An 18,531-nucleotide genomic window follows, 5' to 3' on the forward strand; every position below is an offset into this window, starting at 1 on the left:
ATACGCTGGTCGCTGAATTCAGGCTGCCCTGCGGGCGGAAACGACCGGAAAGTCGATCTCCGTCCTGGCAACCTCATTGATATAATTGGTCCAGACATTGAGAGCGACATGCTGGACGATCTCGATGATCTGCGCATCATCGTAGCCTGCGAGCCTGACCGCGCTGAGATCCTCGTCACCGATATGGCCGCGGTCGCGCGCAATCTTGGTGGCGAAACGCACGGCTGCGGCGGCCTTGGAATCGTTGGACCCGCCGCCGCGGTTGGCGACCATCTCGGCATCGTCAAGCCTGGCAAGGTTCCTGCCGAGATAAGTGTGGGCGGAAAGGCAGTAGCTGCAGCCATTGATCTCGGCGACCGCCAGGGCGATGCGCTCGCGCGTCGGCGCGGGCAGGCGGCCCTTGGCAAGCGCTCCGGACAGGCCGAGATAGCCTTCGAGCGCAGCTGGGCTATTGGAAACGAGCCTGAAAAGGTTTGGGACGACGCCGAGTTGCTTCTCGACGGCATGCAACATCGGCTGCGACGCAGCAGGCGCGGCCTCTATGGATGCGGGTGTGGGGATACGGGGCATTGGCATTTCCTTCTCGTCGATCAGTTTCGCACCGAAAATGGACCCTTCCATCTTCCGGATGTAGATGGCATATGTACAATCAATCCTTCCATTTTTCGGGAGAAGTATGGATCGCCTCGAAGCCATGTCGCTTTTCGTCGCCGCGATAGAGGCCGGCAGCCTTTCGGCCGCCGGACGCCGTTTCGGCATCCCGCTTGCAACGGTCAGCCGCAAGGTCTCCGACCTGGAGCGGCATCTGAAGACGCGTCTCCTGAACCGCTCGACGCGGCAACTGACGCTGACCGACGCCGGTCACGCCTACCTCGCTGCCTGCCGTCGCATTCTCGACGAGGTCGGCGAGGCCGAGCGGACCGCCGCCGGCGAATACAGCACCCCGACGGGCGAACTGATCATCACCGCACCGATCGTCTTTGGCCGCCTGCATGTGCTGCCGGTCGTCACCGGCTTCCTCGGCGCCTACCCCGACGTGGCCATCCGCCTGATGCTCGCGGACCGGATAACCCAATTGACCGAGGAGCACATCGATCTCGCCGTCCGCATCGGCGAGCTTCCCGACTCGAGCCTGGTGGCCACCCGCGTCGGCTCGATCCGGCGCGTTGTTTGCGCAAGCCCGGCCTATCTGGCTAAGCACGGCACGCCGGACACTCCGAGAGACCTCGTGGCACACAGCTGCATCACCTTCGAGGGGCTCACCGCTCCCGCCGCATGGACTTTTGCCGCCGGCAAGACCGAACTCGCTGTTCCGATCCGCTCACGGCTTCGGGTCAACACCGCGGAAGCGGCGATCGATGCCGCGATTGCCGGCGTCGGGATGACCAGGGTGCTTTCCTACCAGATCACGGCTGCCGTGCGGTCGGGCACACTCTGCGCCGTGCTGGAGGCATTCGAGCCACAGCCATGGCCGGTGAGCCTCGTGCATGTCCGCCAGGGCCTGCTGCCGGTGAAACTGCGTGCGTTCCTCGATTTCGCCGCCCCACGCCTGAAGAAGCGGCTGGCGCAAGCGACGTGGCAGGCCTGACGAGCGGATAGCGCTCATCAAAATCGGGGCGATGTCCGTCGTCGCACCGTTTCCTTTTTGCCCGCGCTTGGTGTACCAACGCACACCTCCTCACCGGGCCCTTCCTGCATGCTTTATGTCCGCTCGCTGGCGTTCAACTTCGTCTTCTACGTCAATCTGATCGTCCAGATGATCCTCTGGACCCCGTACTATTTCCTGTCGCCGCGCCACCGGGCCTGGTTCGTACCGAAATTCTGGTCGCGCACCTGCATGTGGCTCTATGACAAGATCGCCGGCACCAAAAGCGAGATCACCGGCCAGGAAAACCTGCCCGACGGTTCCTTCATCCTGGCGCCGAAGCACCAGTCCTTCTGGGATGCGATCGCCTTCTTCCCCTTCCTGCAGGATCCGCTCTACATCCTGAAGCGGGAACTGACCTGGATCCCCTTCTTCGGCTGGTACATTCTGAAAATGCGGATGATTCCGGTCGACCGCGGCAGCCGCTCGAAAGCGCTGAAAGCGGTGGTTGCAGCGACCAGGCAGGAGCTGGCGCGCAATCCCCGCCAGTTGATCATCTATCCCGAGGGCACGCGCCGGGCGCCGGGCGACGAACCGGCCTATAAATACGGCATCGTCGAGATCTATGCGCAGCTTGGCGTCCCGGTGGTGCCGGTCGCCCATGTCGCCGGCCTCTACTGGCCACGCCGGAAATTCCTGCGCTATCCCGGCACGATCAAGGCCCGCTTCCTGCCGGCGATCCCGCCGGGCCTCGGCAAGGAGGAATTCATGGAACGGCTGATCGGCGAGACGGAAGCCGCCTGCGACCAGTTGCTCGTCGAGGCGTCCCGTGCGCCGAACCCGCCGCCCATGCCGCCGACGGCGGTGAAGCGGCTGAGGGAACTGGCCTCCGATACCCCGGCCTGAGCCACTTGCCAGATCGACAGGTCCCCTAGGGAATCACGGCCAGCGCGGTGGCCAAAACCAGTGTCGCCGCGAATGTCAGATTGATGATTCGCGAGGCCAGCGGCTTGCGCAGGAACCGCGCAAACGCTGCCCCGGCGAGAAGCCACAGGACATGGATGGCGATGATCATCAAGGCAAGGACCACCAGCTTGAGCCCTGAGTCGAGATCACCGGCCGATGACGTGCCGGCGAACACGGCGGCAATCGCCACATAGGCTTTTGGGTTGGCGACGGCCAGAAGAAATCCGCCCAGGAACGTAGGAAGCACTGTCTCGCTGGTACGCGCCGCCGGAGGCGGAGCCGTTGCAATCTTGAAGGCGAGGTAGAGGATGTAGGCTGCGGATGCGGCAGCCAAGAGCGGTGTGAGCTTCGGCACGGAGGCAAGCATGGCCGTGATGCCCGTCGCCACAATCAGAAGCACGGCGACCGTGCCCAGAATGATGCCCGAGGCGTAGCGGAGCGAATCGCGCAGGCCAAAGGCGGCGCCAACGGCGGTGACGCTTATCGTCGCCGGCCCCGGACTGCCCATGACAACCGCCGCTGCCAGGACAAGCGAGAGCAATTGCTGCCATAGGTACGGGTGGGAAAAAACTTGTCCGGCCATGCGTCGTCCCCGCATCTTGCGACGATGCAGGGACGATACGGCAAGGCAGCGCCGAGCGTCTTGAACGATCGTGCACCCCCTCCGCGGCCAGGGTGTCCCAGGGTGTCCTTGACGCATCCGCTGCTTAATGTCCTGGGATACGCAAGCAGCCAACTCACATGGGGCTACGCACTCGCGCCGTCGAGCTCGGCGATGTCGTCTGCACTGAGCTTCAGCGATGCGGCGCGGACGAGGCTGTCGACCTGGTCCAGCGTCGTGGCGCTGGCGATCGGCGCCGTGACGCCGGGCCGCGCGATCACCCAGGCGAGCGCCACTTCCGCCTGCTTGGCCGAGTGACGCGCCGACACGGCGTCGAGTGCCGCCAGGATGCGCATGCCTCGCGCATTGAGGTAGTCCTTCACGCCGTCGCCACGCGCGCTTTTGCCGAGATCGGCTTCGCTGCGGTACTTGCCGCTCAAAAACCCCTTGGCGAGGCTGAAATAGGTGATGACGCCGATAGCCTCGGCCATACACAGATCGCGGAGCGGCCCATCGAAGGAGGCGCGATCGTGGAGATTGTATTCCGGCTGCAGCACCGCGTAGCGCGGCAGGCCGCGCAGGCTTGCCACATCGAGCGCGGCGCGCAACTGGCCGGCATCGAGATTGGAGGCGCCGACATAGCGGATCTTGCCCTTGGCGAGCAGCTTCTGGTAGGCGCCGAGCGTTTCCTCGTAGGGGGTGGTCGGGTCCGGCCAGTGCGACAGATAAAGATCGATGACATCGGTCTGCAGCCGCTTCAGCGACGCATCGATGGCCTTTTCGATATAGGCGGCGGAGAGGTCTTTCCTGCCCTGCCCCATATCCGACCCGACCTTTGTGATCACCACGACCTCGTCGCGGTTGCCGCGGCTCTTCATCCACTTGCCAATGATGGTTTCAGATTCGCCGCCCTCGTTGCCGGGCACCCAGCGCGAATAGGAATCGGCGGTGTCGATGGCGTTGAGGCCCGCGCCGACGAACCGGTCGAGCAGGTCGAAAGAGGTTTTCTCGTCGGCGGTCCAGCCGAAGACGTTGCCGCCCAGAACCAGTGGCGCGATGGATAGGTCGGTTTGACCGAGACGACGTTTCAGCAAGACTGATCTCCGTGGGGAATGGAAAGGAACGGGCGAAAGCCCCATGACGGGCTTAACCTATGGCGTGCCGCACCGACGTCAAAGGGCCGGCCGTCTTTTCCCCCGATCAGCGCGCTTCACAAAGGCGCGACCCGCCGCGCCACCTCTTCCAGCCAGTGGTCGCGGATACCCAGCGCCTCGAGGTGCTCCAGCGTGCTGGACACGTAGTCCTCGTTCTTTCCCGACTGGCCAACGGCGCCACGAACGACGGTCGCCGCATCGGCCGCGTCGAGCGCGCCGGCATATTGCTCGTGGCTACGGTCGACCACATAGGCGACCGCCGAGACCATCTCGCCCCCACCCCTATTACACTCATCGAGGCGAATGCTAAGCGTGCGCTCGAGATAGACATTGGTGACCAGCTCGCGGTCGCGCAGATAGGCGATGACCTCGTTGCGCAGATCGCCGGGAACGCGGAAAGCCAGCCCGATGCAGGAGCCGCCGCGATCGAGGCCGAGCACAAGGCCGGGCCGTTCGCGCGTGCCGCGATGCACGAACGAGTAGACGCACAGCGACCGGCGGTAGCCGTGAAGGCGGGCGCGGCGCGTCTCGACATGCGCGAATCCCGGCCGCCAGATCAGCGAACCGTAGCCAAAAACCCAAAAATCGCCCATATCGCCACGCCTGGTTGCAACACCCGCACTGGAATCACCCCGCTGCAATCGGTGTTTTTTGAATTCATCTCCAGCTACCTGATGTTGCCGGAAACGACAGTCCCTCTGCAACACGCGCCAACGAGAGCCTCAGCATGACGTCAAGTGACGAGCGCCCGCCGAATTTTCGCCGCCGCCTCTTCTGGCTTGGTGCTGTCATCGTCGTGCTGTTCGGCCTCTACAGCGCCGGTTGGTTCTACCTGGCAGACAAGGTCAAGATCGAGGCCGACAAAGCGGTGGCCGAGCTCAACGGCAATGGCATCGAGGCGGACTGCGCCAACCTCACGGTCAGCGGCTATCCGCTGAGCTTCGCTGTTTCCTGCGACAGTCTGGCTTATCAGGACGACGCCAGAAACGTCGCCGCCTCGCTCGGCAGCCTCAACGCAGTCACGCGCATCACCCAGATCCTGTCGCCTGGCGCCGACCTGCGCGGGCCGCTCAGGACCTCCGTCCCGGGGATGACGCCGCTGTGGATCGACTGGGATAATCTGCGAGCGAATGTGAAACTGTCCTGGCCCCTGCCCCGGCGCGTTTCACTGGAGGCCGAGGGCCTTTCCGCCCAGACCGATCCGGCGGATGGCACAGACCCGGTCGAGCTGTTCAGCGCAGGGACAGCGGCCGGACAATTGCGTCCGAATGGCCAGGACATCGACTATGCCGGGAGTTTTACCGATCTCGAAATCGATCCGCAGGCGATCGATGGCCGCGTGCTGCCGCCGCTCGACGGCGGCGGCGATGTGACGCTGAAGAACGGCGTGGCGCTGATCAAGACGCAGCCAAGGAGCCTGCGCGGCCAGGCGATCGATATCGGCAAGCTCGATCTGTCGTCGGGAACCGCGCGCATCACCGTTTCCGGGCCGGTGTCGATCGATGCCGACGGCCTGATCGACGCCGACCTGATGATCAAGCTCAGCGACCCGAAGGCCGTAGCGGCAATCCTCGGCAAGGCCATCCCCGAGCAGAAGAGCCAAATCAAAACGGGCTTTGCCGGGCTGGCGCTGCTTGGCAACGAACCGTCGATGCCCCTCAAGATCGTCAAGGGCAAGGCATCGCTCGGTTTCATCCCGCTGGGCAAGATCAAGCCGGTCGATTAGACCATGATCCCGAAGCTGCAGTTCGGAAAAGATCATGGTCAAACAGGAAGATAGATGAACACCCCGGTGAAGCTCCTGAGTGTTGGCGCGCTGACGCTCGATACGATCCTTCGCGTCGATACGCTTCCGACACATCAGGGCAAGTTCATCGCGCCCGACGGCGTCCAGATCGCCTCGGGCATGGCTTCGAGCGCGGCCTGCGTCGCACGCCGTCTCGGCGCCGAGGTGTCGCTGTGGGCAAGCACAGGGGATGACGCCGTCGGCGATCAACTGGTCGCCAGGATCGAGGCCGAGGGCGTCGATTGCAGCTTTGTCCGGCGCGTCAGTGGAGCACGGTCGGCGCTGTCGGCCATCTTGGTCGACACGCATGGCGAGCGCATCATCGTTCCTTTCTACGACAAGCTGGCCCAGGCCGACCCCAAGGCGCTCCCCACCCAAGATCTCACCCCATTCGACGCCGTGCTGGTCGACGTGCGTTGGCCGGGCGCCGCGGCTCTGGCGCTCGAGGCGGCGCGCGCAATCGGCCGTCCGGCCATACTGGACGCCGACACCGCGTCACGGGACGTGCTGGAACGCCTGTTTCCGCTGGCCTCGCACATCGTCGCGTCGGAGCCGGCGGCCGTCATTCTCTGCGGCGAGGAGCGAAGCCCGCAAAAGGCCTGCGAAGCGCTGGCCAGACGCACCGATGCATTCGTCGCCGTGACCGGCGGCGCGGCAGGAAGCTGGTGGTTTGACCGCTCGGTGGGCTCCGTGCGCCATGTCGCGGCGCCAAGGATCAAGGCCGTGGATACGCTTGCCGCCGGCGACGTGTTTCACGGCGCCTTCGCCGTCGGGCTGGCGGAGGCGATGCCGGTCGAACAGAGTTTGCGCTTTGCCAGCGCCGCCGCCGCGCTCAAATGCCTGCGCTTCGGCGGCAGGCTCGGCGCACCGGACAGGGCCGAGACGCTGGCGATGGTCGCCGCCCATTGGCCTGCCGACTGACCGGCAGGATCGAGGCAATCTATCCCTTCGGCGGGTGCTCGACCGCCTGCCGGCCGAAGTCCGGTACGTCGATGTCCTGGCCGGCCTCGATGATCGAGCGGCGGACGGCGCGGGTGCGAGTGAACAGGTCGAACAGCTTTTCGCCGTCGCCCCAGCGGATCGCCCGCTGCAGCGAGGCCAGATCTTCCGAGAATCGCGCCAGCATTTCGAGGATGGCATCCTTGTTGTGCAGGCAGACATCCCGCCACATGGTCGGATCGGAAGCGGCAAGGCGAGTGAAGTCGCGAAAGCCGGAGGCCGAATATTTGATGACCTCGGACTTGGTCACCGACTGCAGATCGTCGGCGGTGCCGACGATGTTGTAGGCGATGATGTGCGGCAGATGCGAGACGATGGCCAGCGTCATGTCGTGATGCTGGGGATCCATCGTGTCGATGTTGGAGCCGCAGCGGCGCCAGAATTCCGAGAGCTTTTCCAAGGCTGCCGGATCGGTGCCCGGCAAAGGCGTGAAGATGCACCAGCGGTTTTCGAACAGCTCGGCAAAGCCGGCATCCGGACCCGATTTTTCAGTGCCGGCCAGCGGATGGCCGGGAATGAAATGCACACCAGCCGGCACATGCGGCTCAATTTGCGCGATGACCGACGCCTTGGTCGAGCCGACATCGGTGAGGATGGCGCCCTGCTTCAGCGCCGGTGCGATTTCCTCGGCGACCTCGCCCGAAGAGCCGACCGGTACCGAAACGATGACCAGGTCGGCATCGCGGACCGCCTCTTTCGCATCTATCGTGTAGGAGGAGCCGAGACCGAGTTCCCTTGCCCGCGCCAGCGTGGTTTCGCTTCGCGTCGAGATGGCAACGTGGCGGGCAAGGCCTTCGCGGCGGATGACGCGTGCCAGCGACGAGCCGATCAGGCCGATGCCGACCAGCGCGATCTTTTCGAACATCGGTGATGTCATGGTGTTCTAGCTTTTCAGAAATGTCGTGAGAGCGGCGACAACGCCGCGATTGGCCTCTTCGGTGCCGATGCTCATACGCAGTGCATTCGGGAAGCCGTAACCGGAAACGCGCCGCAATATGTAGCCGCGCGCGGAGAGGTAATCGTCCGCAGCTTCAGCCGAATGCTTTTTGTCCTCGGGAAAGTGGATGAGGACGAAATTGCCGACGCTCGGCGTCACCCGCAGCCCGAGCTTGGTCAGTTCCTCGCTCACCCATGACAGCCAGGTCTCGTTATGCGCTACGCTGCGCTCGACATGGGCACGGTCGCGGATCGCGGCAATGCCGGCCTCGATCGCCGTCGCGTTGACGTTGAAGGGACCGCGCACGCGGTTGATCGCGTCGACGATGTGCATCGGTGCGTACATCCAGCCGACCCGCGCGCCGCCGAGGCCGAGCTTGGAGAAGGTGCGGGTCATGACCACGTTTTCCGCGCCGGCTACAAGTTCGACGCCGGCTTCATAGTCGTTGCGGCGGACATATTCGGCATAGGCGGCATCCAGCACCAGAAGCACGTTCCGGGGCAGGCCGGCATGCAGGCGGCGCACCTCCTGGAACGGCAGATAGGTGCCGGTCGGGTTGTTGGGATTGGCGAGGAAGATGATCCTGGTACGCGGTGTCACGGCGGCGAGGATCGCATCGACGTCGGCGCGCTCGTCGGTTTCCTTGACCGACACCGGGACGGCACCTGCCGACTGGATGTAGATCTTGTAGACCATGAAGCCGTGTTCGGTGATGATGGCTTCGTCGCCGGGCGCGAGATAGGTCTGCGCAAGCAGGCCCAGAATTTCGTCGGAACCATTGGAACAGATGATGTTCGCCGGGTTGAGGCCATGCACCTCGGCGATCGCTTCCCTGAGGCGCCTGGCGGTGCCGTCGGGATAGATGTCGAGCCTTGCAGCGACGTCGCGCGCGGCCTCTATCGCCTTCGGCGAGGGGCCGAGCGGGTTTTCGTTCGACGACAATTTGTGGACCTTGGCGACACCGGCCGGCGCTGTGCTTTTGCCCGGCACATAGGCTTCGATGTCCATGATCCCCGCGCGGGGCGTTGGACGTGCCTGATCCGATGCCTGGTTCATATTGCAAAAATCCGTCGAGAGAGCGCTTCCGCCCGGAGGCCGCAGCGGAAATACAAGCCGTGGCCTGGAATGTCGAGAGGCGGCAATCATGGGTGAGCGGCTGGTCGTGTCGGCTGACCGTTGACGCCGGGGCGCGCCGGTCCTAGAAGAGAGGCGAAATACCGTGGTGATTTGGCCGGTCGGCTTGCAGCCACGTTAAACAACTCGCTAAAGGGCCGTTTGCATCCTGTAACCGGCTTTTGCGAAGGCAATGCCGGTTTTTTGTTGTCCGTTGCCGGCCGGACAACCGCATCGGCCCGAAAATCGGAATCGATTTTCGGAAAGCGCGATGGGTTGGTGTAAGAGGGACGCGATGGTCGCGCTGCGCGCTAAAAGAACCAACAACGAGGCCGACGAGCCGTCGAGCCCGGTGTTGCGTTTCGGTGCCGACAAGCCGCTCAAGCTCGACGCCGGCACGCTGCTGTCGCCGTTCCAGATCGCCTACAAGACCTACGGCACGCTCAACGACGCCCGCGCCAACGCCATCCTCGTCTGCCATGCGCTGACCGGCGACCAGCATGTCGCCAGCACCAATCCGGTGACCGGCAAGCCGGGCTGGTGGGAAGTGCTGATCGGCCCCGGCAGGATCATCGACACCAGCCGCTACTTCGTCATCTGCTCCAACGTCATCGGCGGCTGCCTCGGCTCCACCGGTCCCGCCTCGACCAACCCCGCCACCGGCAAGCCCTACGGGCTCGACCTGCCGATCATCACCATCCGCGACATGGTGCGGGCGCAGTTGATGCTGGTCGACCATTTCGGCATCGAAAAACTGTTCTGCGTGCTCGGCGGCTCGATGGGCGGCATGCAGGTGCTGCAATGGGCGTCGAGCTATCCGGAGCGCGTTTTCTCAGCGCTGCCGATCGCCACCGGCGCGCGCCATTCCTCGCAGAACATCGCTTTCCATGAGGTCGGCCGGCAAGCGGTGATGGCCGATCCGGACTGGCATGGCGGCAAATATTTCGAGCATGGCAAGCGCCCGGAAAAAGGACTGGCGGTGGCGCGCATGGCCGCTCACATCACCTATCTGTCGGAGGCGGCCCTGCACCGGAAATTCGGCCGCAACCTGCAGGACCGTGAAGCGCTCACCTTCGGTTTCGACGCCGACTTCCAGATCGAGAGCTATCTGCGCCATCAGGGCATGACCTTCGTCGACCGCTTCGACGCCAATTCCTATCTCTACATGACCCGGGCGATGGACTATTTCGACCTCGCCGCCGACCATGGCGGACGGCTGGCCGACGCCTTCGCCGGCACCAAGACCCGTTTCTGCCTGGTCTCCTTCACGAGCGACTGGCTGTTCCCGACCGAGGAGAGCCGCTCGGTCGTTCACGCGCTGAACGCGGCCGGTGCCTCGGTATCCTTCGTCGAGATCGAGACCGATCGCGGCCACGACGCCTTCCTGCTCGACGAGCCGGAGCTGTTTGCCGCCATCAACGGATTCATCGCCTCGGCGGCCCGCGCCAGGGGGCTCAGCGCATGACCCGGAAAAGTTGCAGACTTTTCGGATCAGGATCATGCGCCAAGCAAAAGGCGGGACCATGAGCGTCAACCATGCCCAGCGCGTCGACCTCGAAGTCGTCGCCGATCTCATCCCGGCGCAGTCGCGGGTGCTGGACGTCGGCTCCGGCGACGGGCTGCTGCTCGAATTGCTGCAGGCAACGAAGCAGGTCGACGGCCGCGGGATGGAATTGTCGCAGCGCGGCGTCAACGAATGCGTGGCGCGCGGCCTGTCCGTCATCCAGGGCGACGCCGACAAGGACCTCGAATTCTATCCCGACAAGGGTTTTGATTTCGTCGTCCTGTCGCAGACCCTGCAGGCGACCCGCAACCCGAAGCTGGTGCTCGACGAGTTGCTCAGGATCGGCAAGCACGCCATCGTCTCCTTCCCCAATTTCGGCCACTGGCGGGTGCGCCTCTCGCTGTTTCTCAACGGTCGGATGCCGGTGACCAAGGACCTGCCCTACTCCTGGTACGACACGCCCAACATCCATTTCTGCACCATCCGCGACTTCGTCAATCTCTGCGACGAACTCGGCGCAACGGTGGAGAAGGCAACCGCGCTCGACGCCAACGGCCAGAAGATCGGCCTCTCGATGCCATGGTGGTTCTGGAATTTCTTTGGCCAGCAAGCGGTCTTCCTGCTGAGGCGATAAGAGCCGCTCGCGGCCGGCCCTTCCCTATTCAAGAACGTCGGTGGCCTTGTGCGGATGCCTGACGCCGTCGACGAAGAACACATCGGACCGGGAATTGTCGGTACGCAGCGGCAATATCTCTTGATAGGCGGGCGAGTGGTACCATCCGCGCGCATGCTGCAAGTCTGGAAACTCGATAATGACGAGGTGCCCCGGCCAGGTGTTTTCAACCACGTCCACCTCGCTGCCGTGCACGATGAAGCGCCCGTCAAACGGCTCCAGTGTGGCATCGATCTTCTGCAGGTATTCGACGATTTGCGGCCCCGGCGTGACCTGGTGCATATGGGCGACGGCATAGGCGGTCATGGCTGTACTCCCTGATGGATTCGAAGCCGGACTACCGGCTTGATAGAAGTAGTTTGCCGAGACGTTGCGCGCTGGTCGATTACCCCGAAGGTAATGATACTGGGTACAAGAACCGCCCCCACCTCCCGGCAAAATCTTACCGATTAAGCTCCGGAAAATACGGATCGGAAAAGAACCGCCGGTCGCGCTCGCCTTGCAAACAGTCGATGGGAGCTGCCGCTCCGATCCGGATCGGCCCGGGATCGGCCCAGGGATGGGCAATACCACTGACCTCGAGGACCAGCTTGCGGCGTATGGCGGTCACGAATTCGGAGGCGGCATAGACCGGCAGCACGAAGGAGCCGGGCCCGCCGGTAACGCACTCGGCATAATATTGGTCGAGATGGCTGAAGCTAGGCGACGGGCTGATCAGGATCGGCAGGCCGTTGACGACGATGCCCTTCGCCACCGCGGCGTCGCGTGTCGTGGTGACGGGCATCCCGATATTGTTGGGGCCATCGCCTGAAATGTCGATGACCCGGCGCGGCGCGTCGAAAGCGGTTCCATCGAAGAGCTTCGCGCCAAAGGCGAGCGCACCGGAAATCGAGGTGCCGCGAAAGCTCCTGAAAGGGCGGGCCTCGATCTTGTCGGCGAAAGCGTCGGCGCTCTCTGCACCGTCGACAACCTGCCAGGCAATGACCGCATCGTCGCGGACGGTGCCCGCCCATTCGAAATAGGTGAGCGCAATGCGGCCGGTCACACCCAAACGCACCGCATTGATGAAGTCTGGGTGGCGCAGCGCCTCGACGTAACCGGCGCGCTGCAGGGCGAATTCCCTTTCGTCCATCGAGTGCGAAATGTCGACCGCCAGCACCAGTTCGACATCCACGGCAATGGTATCGGCGGGCGCGGCCAGTGGTGCTGCCTGAGCGCAGGCAAGGCAGGCAAGCAGGCTAGTGCATGTCGCCCAAAAGCGTGCAGCGGTTTTGGGGTGCCTACATGCATGGAAACAAAGACTTAGAGCGCGTCGCATGACTCCCTTCAATGGGACGCGCTTTAGGCGCGTCAAGCATCGGTCCAACGCCGCAGACGTCCGAACGATGCCGTGATCTTTCGCTGCGATCACGGCGAAATAAAGCTTGCCTGCGTATGACCGGCTATTCCTCTTGATAGGCTGGGGCGATGGCCGGGGGTGGCTCGATCGCGCCGGCCTTGACACGGACTGGCTTGAGAGCCGGTCGGTCGACGTCTTTCACGATCGTCAGTGACCGCGGAAAGAATTCAATGTTGTGCTGACCACGGCCGATATTGAGGATCGCGGCGTCGGCAAGACGCGCCTTCAGCATCGACAGCACCCGCCTCAGCGTCACGCCGTCGAACGTATCCAGAGCCTCGTCGATGATCACCCATTTTGGCTGCCGCAAGACAAGTCGGGCAAAGGCAAGCAGGCGCTGCTCGTCTTCGCCCAGTTCACGCTCCCAGCGCGCGGAGCGGTCGAGCGAGGACGACAAGCGCTCGAGACCGACCTCGGCAAGCACCGCCGAGATCTCGGCATCGTCCGCCGTGGCCGTGCCGTCGGCATGGTTGAGCACCTCGCGCAGCGTGCCGAGCGGGAAATAGGGGGTGCGTGGAACGAAGGCGAGCACTGCTCCGGCCGGCATGCCGATACGCCCGCTTCCCCACGGCCACAGACCGGCAATGGCGCGAAAGAGCAGCGTCTTGCCGGCGCGCGGCTCTCCCGTGATCATGATGCGCTCGCCGGCGCGGATTTCGACATGCGGCTCGGCAAGTCTCGTGCATCCATCCGGCGACGCAACCTCGAGTGCCTCGAATGTCAGGCTACCGTCCGGGTTCTCGCCGAACGCGATGCGCCTTTCGGTGTGGTGAAGCACGTCGGTTTCGCCAAGCGCAATGCGGAAGTCGGCAACCCGCATCAGCGTGGCCCGCCAATCGGCGATGCCGCCGATATTGTTGATGAACCAGCGCAGCGACGAGTGGACCTGGTTGAAGGCCCCGACCGCCATCATCAGCCCGCCGAAGCTGATATCGCCGGCGAAATAGACCGGCGCCGCGACCAGGATCGGCGCAACGACGGTGATCCAGCCATAGGTATCGGTCACCCAGGAAAGATTGATCTGTGCGCTGTAGATGCGCCGCATGGCGCCGAGCAGGCTGCCAAGGTCGAGTTCAAGCCGTCGTTTCGCGTCAGCCTCGCCATGCGCAAGGGCGATGGCATCGACATTCTCATTGACGCGGACCACCGAGGATCGCAGCTCCGCTTCACGCGTATAGCGGTCGTTGTTGAAGCGAATGAGCGGCCGTCCGACAAGCCAGCTCAGCCAGGAGGCGGTGCCGGCATAAAGGATCGCGGCCCAGACCATGTAGCCGGGTATGGCCAGTGAATAGCCGCCGACATGGAAGACGAAGCCCGAAGACAGCGTCCATAAGACGCCTACGAAGGAAACAAGCAGAATGAGCGACTGCAGCAGGCCGATGCCGAGACCGGTGGAGAGATCGGAGAGATGCCCGGCATCCTGCTGCATGCGTTGGTCGGGGTTGACGCCGATGGCGCCGGCGTTGGCGAGCCGGAAGGCGCGGCTGGGCCGCATCCATTCGTCGATCAGGTCGAGCGTCAGCGCCTCACGCAGCTTCAGCCGGATCATCTGGTCGAGCCAGGTCTGGCCGATATTGAGCACCACAAGCCCACCGGCAATGGCGGCAAAGACAACAAGCTGATGCAGGAAGCCCTGCATGTCGCGGCGTGCGATCGCGTCGTAGAAAGGCTGATTCCAGCGGTTGAGCAGGATCTGTCCGATCGAGGTTGCCACAATGACGGCTATGACGCCTATCGACATCCACAGCAGCGTCTTGCGAACCGGCGAGGTCGTCAGCGCCAGCCGGATTGTCGCGAGCTGGTCGCGCAGGCTGCTGGCCTCAACCGACGCGGCACCCGGCCGTGCGTTGGCCTTGTCGTCCGGATGATCAGCCATAAGCGAGATCCTTGCATGCGAAAGTGGTGCTAACCCGGTAACAGGCCCAGTCACCGGCATCGACGGGGCACACCCGAACCTGTCCTCGACAGATAGGTGAGAAAAAGCGCAATTCCCTTCACGAACGCGTCACTCGGTCAGCCGGCGACGGTGCGTTCCCGGCCTGGGACAGCCGACCGAGTCTTGTGGCGCCATGTGGCGAGAAAACCGGCACGAAGACGCGGCGGGAGGCGCGCTGGACGACCGGCACGCCCTGATAGAGCCGCTTCTGCGCCTCGACCACGATGACGCCGGAAAAGATCGGCCAGAACCTGCGGCCGGCGCGCTCCAGCACATTGTGGAACCGCATCATGAAGCGTCGCCGCGATGGCGGGAAGAACAGGGCATCGGACCAGGCCGCGGGCGTGAAGTTTGCTTCGCGCAGCAGTTCGGTGAGCTGGCCGCGCGAGAACGGTCGGCCGCTGCCGAAAGGCGTATGCTCGAAACGGGCCCAGACACCGCGCCGGTTGGGCACGACGATGACGACGCGGCCGGCGGGCGACAGCACCCGCCAGATTTCGTTCAGCGTTTCGCGCGGGTTCTCGGCATGCTCGAGCGAATGGACGAGCAGCATGCGGTCGATGGAGGCATCGACCAGCGGCAACTCCTCATCGAAGACCAACGCGGTCGCGGTCGGCCCCGTGGCCGGCCAGACCACCGCGCCTTGCGTCGCCGGCATGAAGGCAAAGACGCGCTCCGCGTCTGTGCCAAACCGCTCGAGCCACGGCAATGTGTAACCGAGGCCGACCAGCCGCTCATTGGGTATAACAGCCCATATCGAGGACAGCGCCATGGTGATCGAGCGTTCGGCCAACCGCCCGAGCGTGGTCGAATAGAAGGAGCGGAGATCGACGATATCGGAATGCATGCGCGGGACGGTATATTCGATGCTGTTCAAGTTCAACAAAGGCGGATGACATCGGCGGGCAAGCGCCCTATGTCTGCGGCGGCAAGGGGGCCACGAAGGAGAGAGACGCGATGCCGGTTGAAATCGAACAGTTCATGTGCCGCAGCGACAATTTCGGTGTGCTGGTGCATGACCCGAAAAGCAGCCAGACCGCGATCATCGACGCGCCCGAGGAGGCGCCGATCCTGGCCGCGATCGAGCGTACCGGCTGGACGCCGACCATGATCCTGACCACCCATCATCATGTTGACCATGTCGAGGCCAATCTGGCGCTGAAGGAGCGCTTCAAGCTGCGCATCGTCGGACCGGAGGCGGAAAGGGCCAAGATCCCCGGCATCGACGAAACCGTCGAGCAAGGTTCGGTCGTCCACCTCGGCGAGGAGAGGATCGACGTGATCGCCACGCCCGGCCACACGGCAGGCCATGTCTCCTATCATCTGCCGGCGTCGAAAGTGGCGTTCACCGCCGATACGCTGTTCGCGCTCGGCTGCGGCCGGCTGTTCGAATGCAAGCCGCCGGTGATGTACGATTCGTTGAAAAAGCTCGCGGCATTACCGGCCGAGACGGTCGTCTATTGCGGCCATGAATATACGCTCGCCAACGCCCGCTTCGCGCTGACCGTCGACCCGACCAACTCGGCTTTGAAGGAACGCGCCGCGAAGATCGAAGCGCTGCGCGCCGATGGCAAGCCGACGCTGCCGACCACCATCGGCGAGGAACTGTCGACCAATCCGTTCCTGCGGTGGCACGATCCGGCAATCCGCAAGCATCTCGGTATGGAGAAGGCCTCCGACGCCGAAGTGTTCGCCGAGATCCGCAAGCGCAAGGATAATTTCTGAGCACCATGGCGCATGACCCCGCACCGAAGGTCAGCGTAGCAAAAATCGGAATCGATTTTCGCTGGGGATCATGCGCAAAATCAAAGTGCTACAGCGTCCTTTGCGCGTCCAACAGGACGCGCGGTGCTGTAGCGGTCTGGAAACCGTGAAGTTCTGGAGGCAATGACCAGTTCCGCCGAAATCATCGCCACGCTCGGCCTGAAACCGCATCCGGAAGGCGGCTGGTATGCCGAGACCTTCCGCGATGGTGCGGAAGGCGCGCGCGGCCATTCGACCGCGATCTATTTCCTTTTGGAGCAGGAGCAACTGTCGGCCTGGCACCGCGTCAAGGACGCGGCCGAGGTCTGGCATTTCTATGCCGGCGCCCCGCTGGCGCTGTCGATGCATCAGGAAGGCGGGCCGGTGATCGAGCAGGTGCTCGGCACGGCACTGGCGGCGGGCGAGCGGCCGCAGGTCGTCGTGCCGGCAGGCTGGTGGCAGTCGGCACGCAGCCTGGGCGAGTGGACGCTGGTCGGCTGCACCGTGGCGCCGGGCTTCGATTTCGCCGCCTTCGAGCTGGCCGCGCCGGGCTGGAGCCCTAACCCAGCAAGAAGCCCATCGTGATGCCCAGCTGGGCGGCGTAATACAGCACCCAGACCGCGTAGCGCATCCAGACGCGGTGCCGCGAGATGGCGGACAGCAGGAACCTTTCCGAGGCGAGCAGCCCGTCGGACGCGATGAACAGCACGGCGCCGCCGATCACCCAGACATGGCTCAGGGTGAGTGCTGAAATCCCCATGGCAAGGATTGCCGCGATATAGACGCTGATCGGAAGGCGCAGGGCGGGGCCGACACGGTGCCAGAGCGCAAACAGCATGGCGAGCGAAAACACGATCATTGCCACGGCAATCGCCGCGCGCCACGGCTCGGCCAAGAGCAGCCTGATTCCACCGCCGGAGCCCAGGAACAGCGCGACACAAAGCATATGTGCAACGAGAAAACTGGCCAGCGCGCCGAGGAAGGCCTTATCGCCGTCGCGCGACAGCAAGGCATCACCGATGGCGCAGAGCGCAAGCGCAGTGACGAGCAACCCCGGACCGCCCTGCAGCAGGGCCAGCACGGCGAGCAATGCCGCGGCCAGTGTCTTGACCGCCAAGCGTGCGAGGCTCAGTGGCATATCGAGGGTCAAGGCATAAATGATCGCCGCCACCACCGAAAACAGCAGCGTCGCATTGGCATTGGCTTCGATGCCGCCGGGAAACGGCGTCACGCACCGGCCTCGCTCGTTGCCTGCCTGCGCAACAACAGCGATTTCGCCGCAAGGATTGCCCCGCCGGTGATCAGCACGCAGGCGGCAAGGATGCGCAAGGACGGCTCGGCGAAGCCGGCGGCAATCAGCACCAGCGTCGACAGCAGCGGCGCGGCATAGCTCGCCGCGCCAAGCACCTGTATGTTGCCGCGCTTGACGCCGATATCCCAGGCGTAGAAGGCCGCGCCCACCGGCATCAGCCCGAGGCCGAGCACGGCCAGCCACTGGCCGGCGCCGTCAGGCAGCACCGTCTCTTCCAGCGCGAGATGGCAGACAAGCGAAAGCGCGGCCGTAGCAGCGCAGAACCAGGTGACGATGCTGGTCGGCACCGACGGGAAGCGCCGTGACAGCAGCGAATAGGACGACCACAGCACCGCGCAGACGCCGGCCATCGCATAGCCGAAGGCATAGCGCGCGTCGAAGGCAAGGTCGCCGCCCTTGGTGACGATCAGGAAAGTGCCGGCGAGGCCGAGCAGTGCGCCGACGACATGGTTCCAGGCCAGCCGCTCGCCCGGCATCAGCGCCGATCCGAGCACGATCAGCAGCGGCCACAGATAGGCGATGAGGCTCGCCTCCACCGCCGGCGCGTTGCGCAGCGCGGTGAAGTAGAAGAAGTGGTAGCCGAACAGGCCGGCAATGCCGATCACCCAGACTTGCGGCGGTATCTTCTCGCTCCTGTCGGCGGCCGGCATGAACAGCCGCGCAACGAGCCCGACGCCGGTGCCGATCGTGAAGGTGATCGCCGAAAGCAGGAACGGCGGCACCGCACCCGACGCGTCCGTAAGCAACGCCAGCAGCGCCCACATGGCGACCGCCGAGAAGCCGATCAGTGTTGCGCGCCCCATATCCGTCTCCGGCGGCGCGC

Annotated in this window: 20 protein-coding genes and 1 riboswitch; of the genes, 8 read left to right on the top strand and 12 right to left on the bottom strand. The window is 64.1% G+C overall.

All coding sequences use genetic code 11. From position 1 onward, the window contains the following. Window positions 1-18: 18 nt before the first annotated feature. A complete protein-coding gene (locus tag E5X88_RS23125; protein WP_292165438.1) occupies window positions 19-570 on the bottom strand; it encodes a carboxymuconolactone decarboxylase family protein in 552 nt (183 codons plus the stop codon). Window positions 571-676: 106 nt separating this feature from the next. Here E5X88_RS23125 and E5X88_RS23130 point away from each other — a divergent pair, with 106 nt between their 5' ends. Both E5X88_RS23130 and E5X88_RS23135 read left to right on the top strand, forming a co-directional pair. Then, window positions 677-1,588, top strand: a complete 912-nt coding sequence (locus E5X88_RS23130) for a LysR family transcriptional regulator (protein WP_292165440.1) — start codon at window positions 677-679, stop codon at window positions 1,586-1,588. A 108-nt stretch (window positions 1,589-1,696) separates the two neighbouring features. Next, window positions 1,697-2,491, top strand: coding sequence for a 1-acyl-sn-glycerol-3-phosphate acyltransferase (locus E5X88_RS23135; protein WP_292165442.1), 795 nt, complete (start codon window positions 1,697-1,699; stop codon window positions 2,489-2,491). A 25-nt stretch (window positions 2,492-2,516) separates the two neighbouring features. On the opposite strand, the gene E5X88_RS23140 is transcribed toward E5X88_RS23135, so the two are convergent. The 3 genes from E5X88_RS23140 to E5X88_RS23150 form a co-directional block, all read right to left on the bottom strand. After that, window positions 2,517-3,134, bottom strand: coding sequence for a LysE family translocator (locus tag E5X88_RS23140; protein ID WP_292165444.1), 618 nt, complete (start codon window positions 3,132-3,134; stop codon window positions 2,517-2,519). Window positions 3,135-3,298: 164 nt separating this feature from the next. Then, window positions 3,299-4,246 carry an aldo/keto reductase gene (locus E5X88_RS23145; RefSeq protein WP_292165447.1) on the bottom strand — a complete coding sequence of 316 codons (948 nt, stop codon included), beginning with the start codon at window positions 4,244-4,246 and terminating at the stop codon, window positions 3,299-3,301. Between the two features lie 116 nt (window positions 4,247-4,362). Further along, entirely contained in the window at window positions 4,363-4,899 is a 537-nt protein-coding gene (locus E5X88_RS23150; RefSeq protein WP_292165448.1) for a gamma-glutamylcyclotransferase, read from the bottom strand. Between the two features lie 134 nt (window positions 4,900-5,033). Between E5X88_RS23150 and E5X88_RS23155 the strand changes: the two genes are divergently transcribed. Further along, on the top strand, window positions 5,034-6,032 hold the full coding sequence (locus E5X88_RS23155) for a DUF2125 domain-containing protein (protein WP_292165450.1): 999 nt from the start codon (window positions 5,034-5,036) through the stop codon (window positions 6,030-6,032). A 54-nt stretch (window positions 6,033-6,086) separates the two neighbouring features. Continuing rightward, window positions 6,087-7,013, top strand: a complete 927-nt coding sequence (locus E5X88_RS23160; RefSeq protein ID WP_292165452.1) for a sugar kinase — start codon at window positions 6,087-6,089, stop codon at window positions 7,011-7,013. Window positions 7,014-7,032: 19 nt separating this feature from the next. On the opposite strand, the gene E5X88_RS23165 is transcribed toward E5X88_RS23160, so the two are convergent. After that, window positions 7,033-7,968 (bottom strand): prephenate/arogenate dehydrogenase family protein, encoded by a 936-nt coding sequence (locus E5X88_RS23165; RefSeq protein WP_292165453.1) that lies wholly within the window; start codon window positions 7,966-7,968, stop codon window positions 7,033-7,035. 6 nt (window positions 7,969-7,974) lie between these two features. After that, complete coding sequence (gene hisC, locus E5X88_RS23170) at window positions 7,975-9,084, bottom strand: histidinol-phosphate transaminase (RefSeq protein ID WP_292165454.1); 1,110 nt, start codon at window positions 9,082-9,084, stop codon at window positions 7,975-7,977. 153 nt (window positions 9,085-9,237) lie between these two features. Then, window positions 9,238-9,315: riboswitch (SAM riboswitch) on the top strand. A 121-nt stretch (window positions 9,316-9,436) separates the two neighbouring features. Here hisC and E5X88_RS23175 point away from each other — a divergent pair. Both E5X88_RS23175 and metW read left to right on the top strand, forming a co-directional pair. Then, on the top strand, window positions 9,437-10,606 hold the full coding sequence (locus E5X88_RS23175) for a homoserine O-acetyltransferase (RefSeq protein WP_292165455.1): 1,170 nt from the start codon (window positions 9,437-9,439) through the stop codon (window positions 10,604-10,606). A gap of 58 nt (window positions 10,607-10,664) precedes the next feature. Next, complete coding sequence (gene metW / locus E5X88_RS23180) at window positions 10,665-11,279, top strand: methionine biosynthesis protein MetW (protein ID WP_292165520.1); 615 nt, start codon at window positions 10,665-10,667, stop codon at window positions 11,277-11,279. Between the two features lie 24 nt (window positions 11,280-11,303). Here the strand turns inward: metW and E5X88_RS23185 are convergent, their stop codons facing one another. From E5X88_RS23185 to E5X88_RS23200, 4 genes are all read right to left on the bottom strand, one after another. Next, a complete protein-coding gene (locus tag E5X88_RS23185) occupies window positions 11,304-11,624 on the bottom strand; it encodes a DUF1330 domain-containing protein (protein ID WP_292165457.1) in 321 nt (106 codons plus the stop codon). A gap of 136 nt (window positions 11,625-11,760) precedes the next feature. Then, complete coding sequence (locus E5X88_RS23190; protein WP_292165522.1) at window positions 11,761-12,498, bottom strand: DUF1194 domain-containing protein; 738 nt, start codon at window positions 12,496-12,498, stop codon at window positions 11,761-11,763. Between the two features lie 262 nt (window positions 12,499-12,760). Beyond that, complete coding sequence (locus E5X88_RS23195) at window positions 12,761-14,593, bottom strand: ABC transporter ATP-binding protein/permease (protein WP_292165459.1); 1,833 nt, start codon at window positions 14,591-14,593, stop codon at window positions 12,761-12,763. Window positions 14,594-14,711: 118 nt separating this feature from the next. Then, entirely contained in the window at window positions 14,712-15,500 is a 789-nt protein-coding gene (locus tag E5X88_RS23200; protein WP_292165524.1) for a methyltransferase domain-containing protein, read from the bottom strand. Between the two features lie 110 nt (window positions 15,501-15,610). On the opposite strand from E5X88_RS23200, the gene gloB reads away from it, so the two are divergent. Further along, a complete protein-coding gene (gloB, locus tag E5X88_RS23205) occupies window positions 15,611-16,378 on the top strand; it encodes a hydroxyacylglutathione hydrolase (protein ID WP_292165461.1) in 768 nt (255 codons plus the stop codon). 162 nt (window positions 16,379-16,540) lie between these two features. Next, window positions 16,541-16,981: a cupin domain-containing protein gene (locus E5X88_RS23210; RefSeq protein ID WP_292165463.1), complete on the top strand. Its 441-nt coding sequence runs from the start codon at window positions 16,541-16,543 to the stop codon at window positions 16,979-16,981. Here E5X88_RS23210 and E5X88_RS23215 read toward each other — a convergent pair. Then, a complete protein-coding gene (locus tag E5X88_RS23215) occupies window positions 16,956-17,627 on the bottom strand; it encodes a lysoplasmalogenase family protein (RefSeq protein ID WP_292165465.1) in 672 nt (223 codons plus the stop codon). The genes E5X88_RS23210 and E5X88_RS23215 overlap by 26 nt on opposite strands. After that, window positions 17,624-18,511 (bottom strand): EamA family transporter, encoded by an 888-nt coding sequence (locus E5X88_RS23220; protein ID WP_292165467.1) that lies wholly within the window; start codon window positions 18,509-18,511, stop codon window positions 17,624-17,626. Before E5X88_RS23220 ends, E5X88_RS23215 begins: the two co-directional genes overlap by 4 nt. Between the last annotated feature and the right edge of the window lie 20 nt (window positions 18,512-18,531).

The sequence above is a fragment of the Mesorhizobium sp. genome, assembly GCF_004962245.1.
Classification (GTDB): domain Bacteria; phylum Pseudomonadota; class Alphaproteobacteria; order Rhizobiales; family Rhizobiaceae; genus Mesorhizobium.

Bases quoted from the DNA above. Each gene is read 5' to 3' on its own strand.
- E5X88_RS23150 (WP_292165448.1), bottom strand. From the start codon at position 4,899: ATGGGCGATTTTTGGGTTTTTGGCTACGGTTCGCTGATCTGGCGGCCG.
- E5X88_RS23195 (WP_292165459.1), bottom strand. From the start codon at position 14,593: ATGGCTGATCATCCGGACGACAAGGCCAACGCACGGCCGGGTGCCGCG.
- E5X88_RS23220 (WP_292165467.1), bottom strand. From the start codon at position 18,511: ATGGGGCGCGCAACACTGATCGGCTTCTCGGCGGTCGCCATGTGGGCG.
- gloB (WP_292165461.1), top strand. From the start codon at position 15,611: ATGCCGGTTGAAATCGAACAGTTCATGTGCCGCAGCGACAATTTCGGT.
- E5X88_RS23165 (WP_292165453.1), bottom strand. From the start codon at position 7,968: ATGACATCACCGATGTTCGAAAAGATCGCGCTGGTCGGCATCGGCCTG.
- E5X88_RS23140 (WP_292165444.1), bottom strand. From the start codon at position 3,134: ATGGCCGGACAAGTTTTTTCCCACCCGTACCTATGGCAGCAATTGCTC.
- metW (WP_292165520.1), top strand. From the start codon at position 10,665: ATGAGCGTCAACCATGCCCAGCGCGTCGACCTCGAAGTCGTCGCCGAT.
- E5X88_RS23155 (WP_292165450.1), top strand. From the start codon at position 5,034: ATGACGTCAAGTGACGAGCGCCCGCCGAATTTTCGCCGCCGCCTCTTC.
- E5X88_RS23200 (WP_292165524.1), bottom strand. From the start codon at position 15,500: ATGCATTCCGATATCGTCGATCTCCGCTCCTTCTATTCGACCACGCTC.
- E5X88_RS23130 (WP_292165440.1), top strand. From the start codon at position 677: ATGGATCGCCTCGAAGCCATGTCGCTTTTCGTCGCCGCGATAGAGGCC.
- E5X88_RS23160 (WP_292165452.1), top strand. From the start codon at position 6,087: ATGAACACCCCGGTGAAGCTCCTGAGTGTTGGCGCGCTGACGCTCGAT.
- E5X88_RS23125 (WP_292165438.1), bottom strand. From the start codon at position 570: ATGCCCCGTATCCCCACACCCGCATCCATAGAGGCCGCGCCTGCTGCG.
- E5X88_RS23135 (WP_292165442.1), top strand. From the start codon at position 1,697: ATGCTTTATGTCCGCTCGCTGGCGTTCAACTTCGTCTTCTACGTCAAT.
- hisC (WP_292165454.1), bottom strand. From the start codon at position 9,084: ATGAACCAGGCATCGGATCAGGCACGTCCAACGCCCCGCGCGGGGATC.
- E5X88_RS23210 (WP_292165463.1), top strand. From the start codon at position 16,541: ATGACCAGTTCCGCCGAAATCATCGCCACGCTCGGCCTGAAACCGCAT.
- E5X88_RS23175 (WP_292165455.1), top strand. From the start codon at position 9,437: ATGGTCGCGCTGCGCGCTAAAAGAACCAACAACGAGGCCGACGAGCCG.
- E5X88_RS23185 (WP_292165457.1), bottom strand. From the start codon at position 11,624: ATGACCGCCTATGCCGTCGCCCATATGCACCAGGTCACGCCGGGGCCG.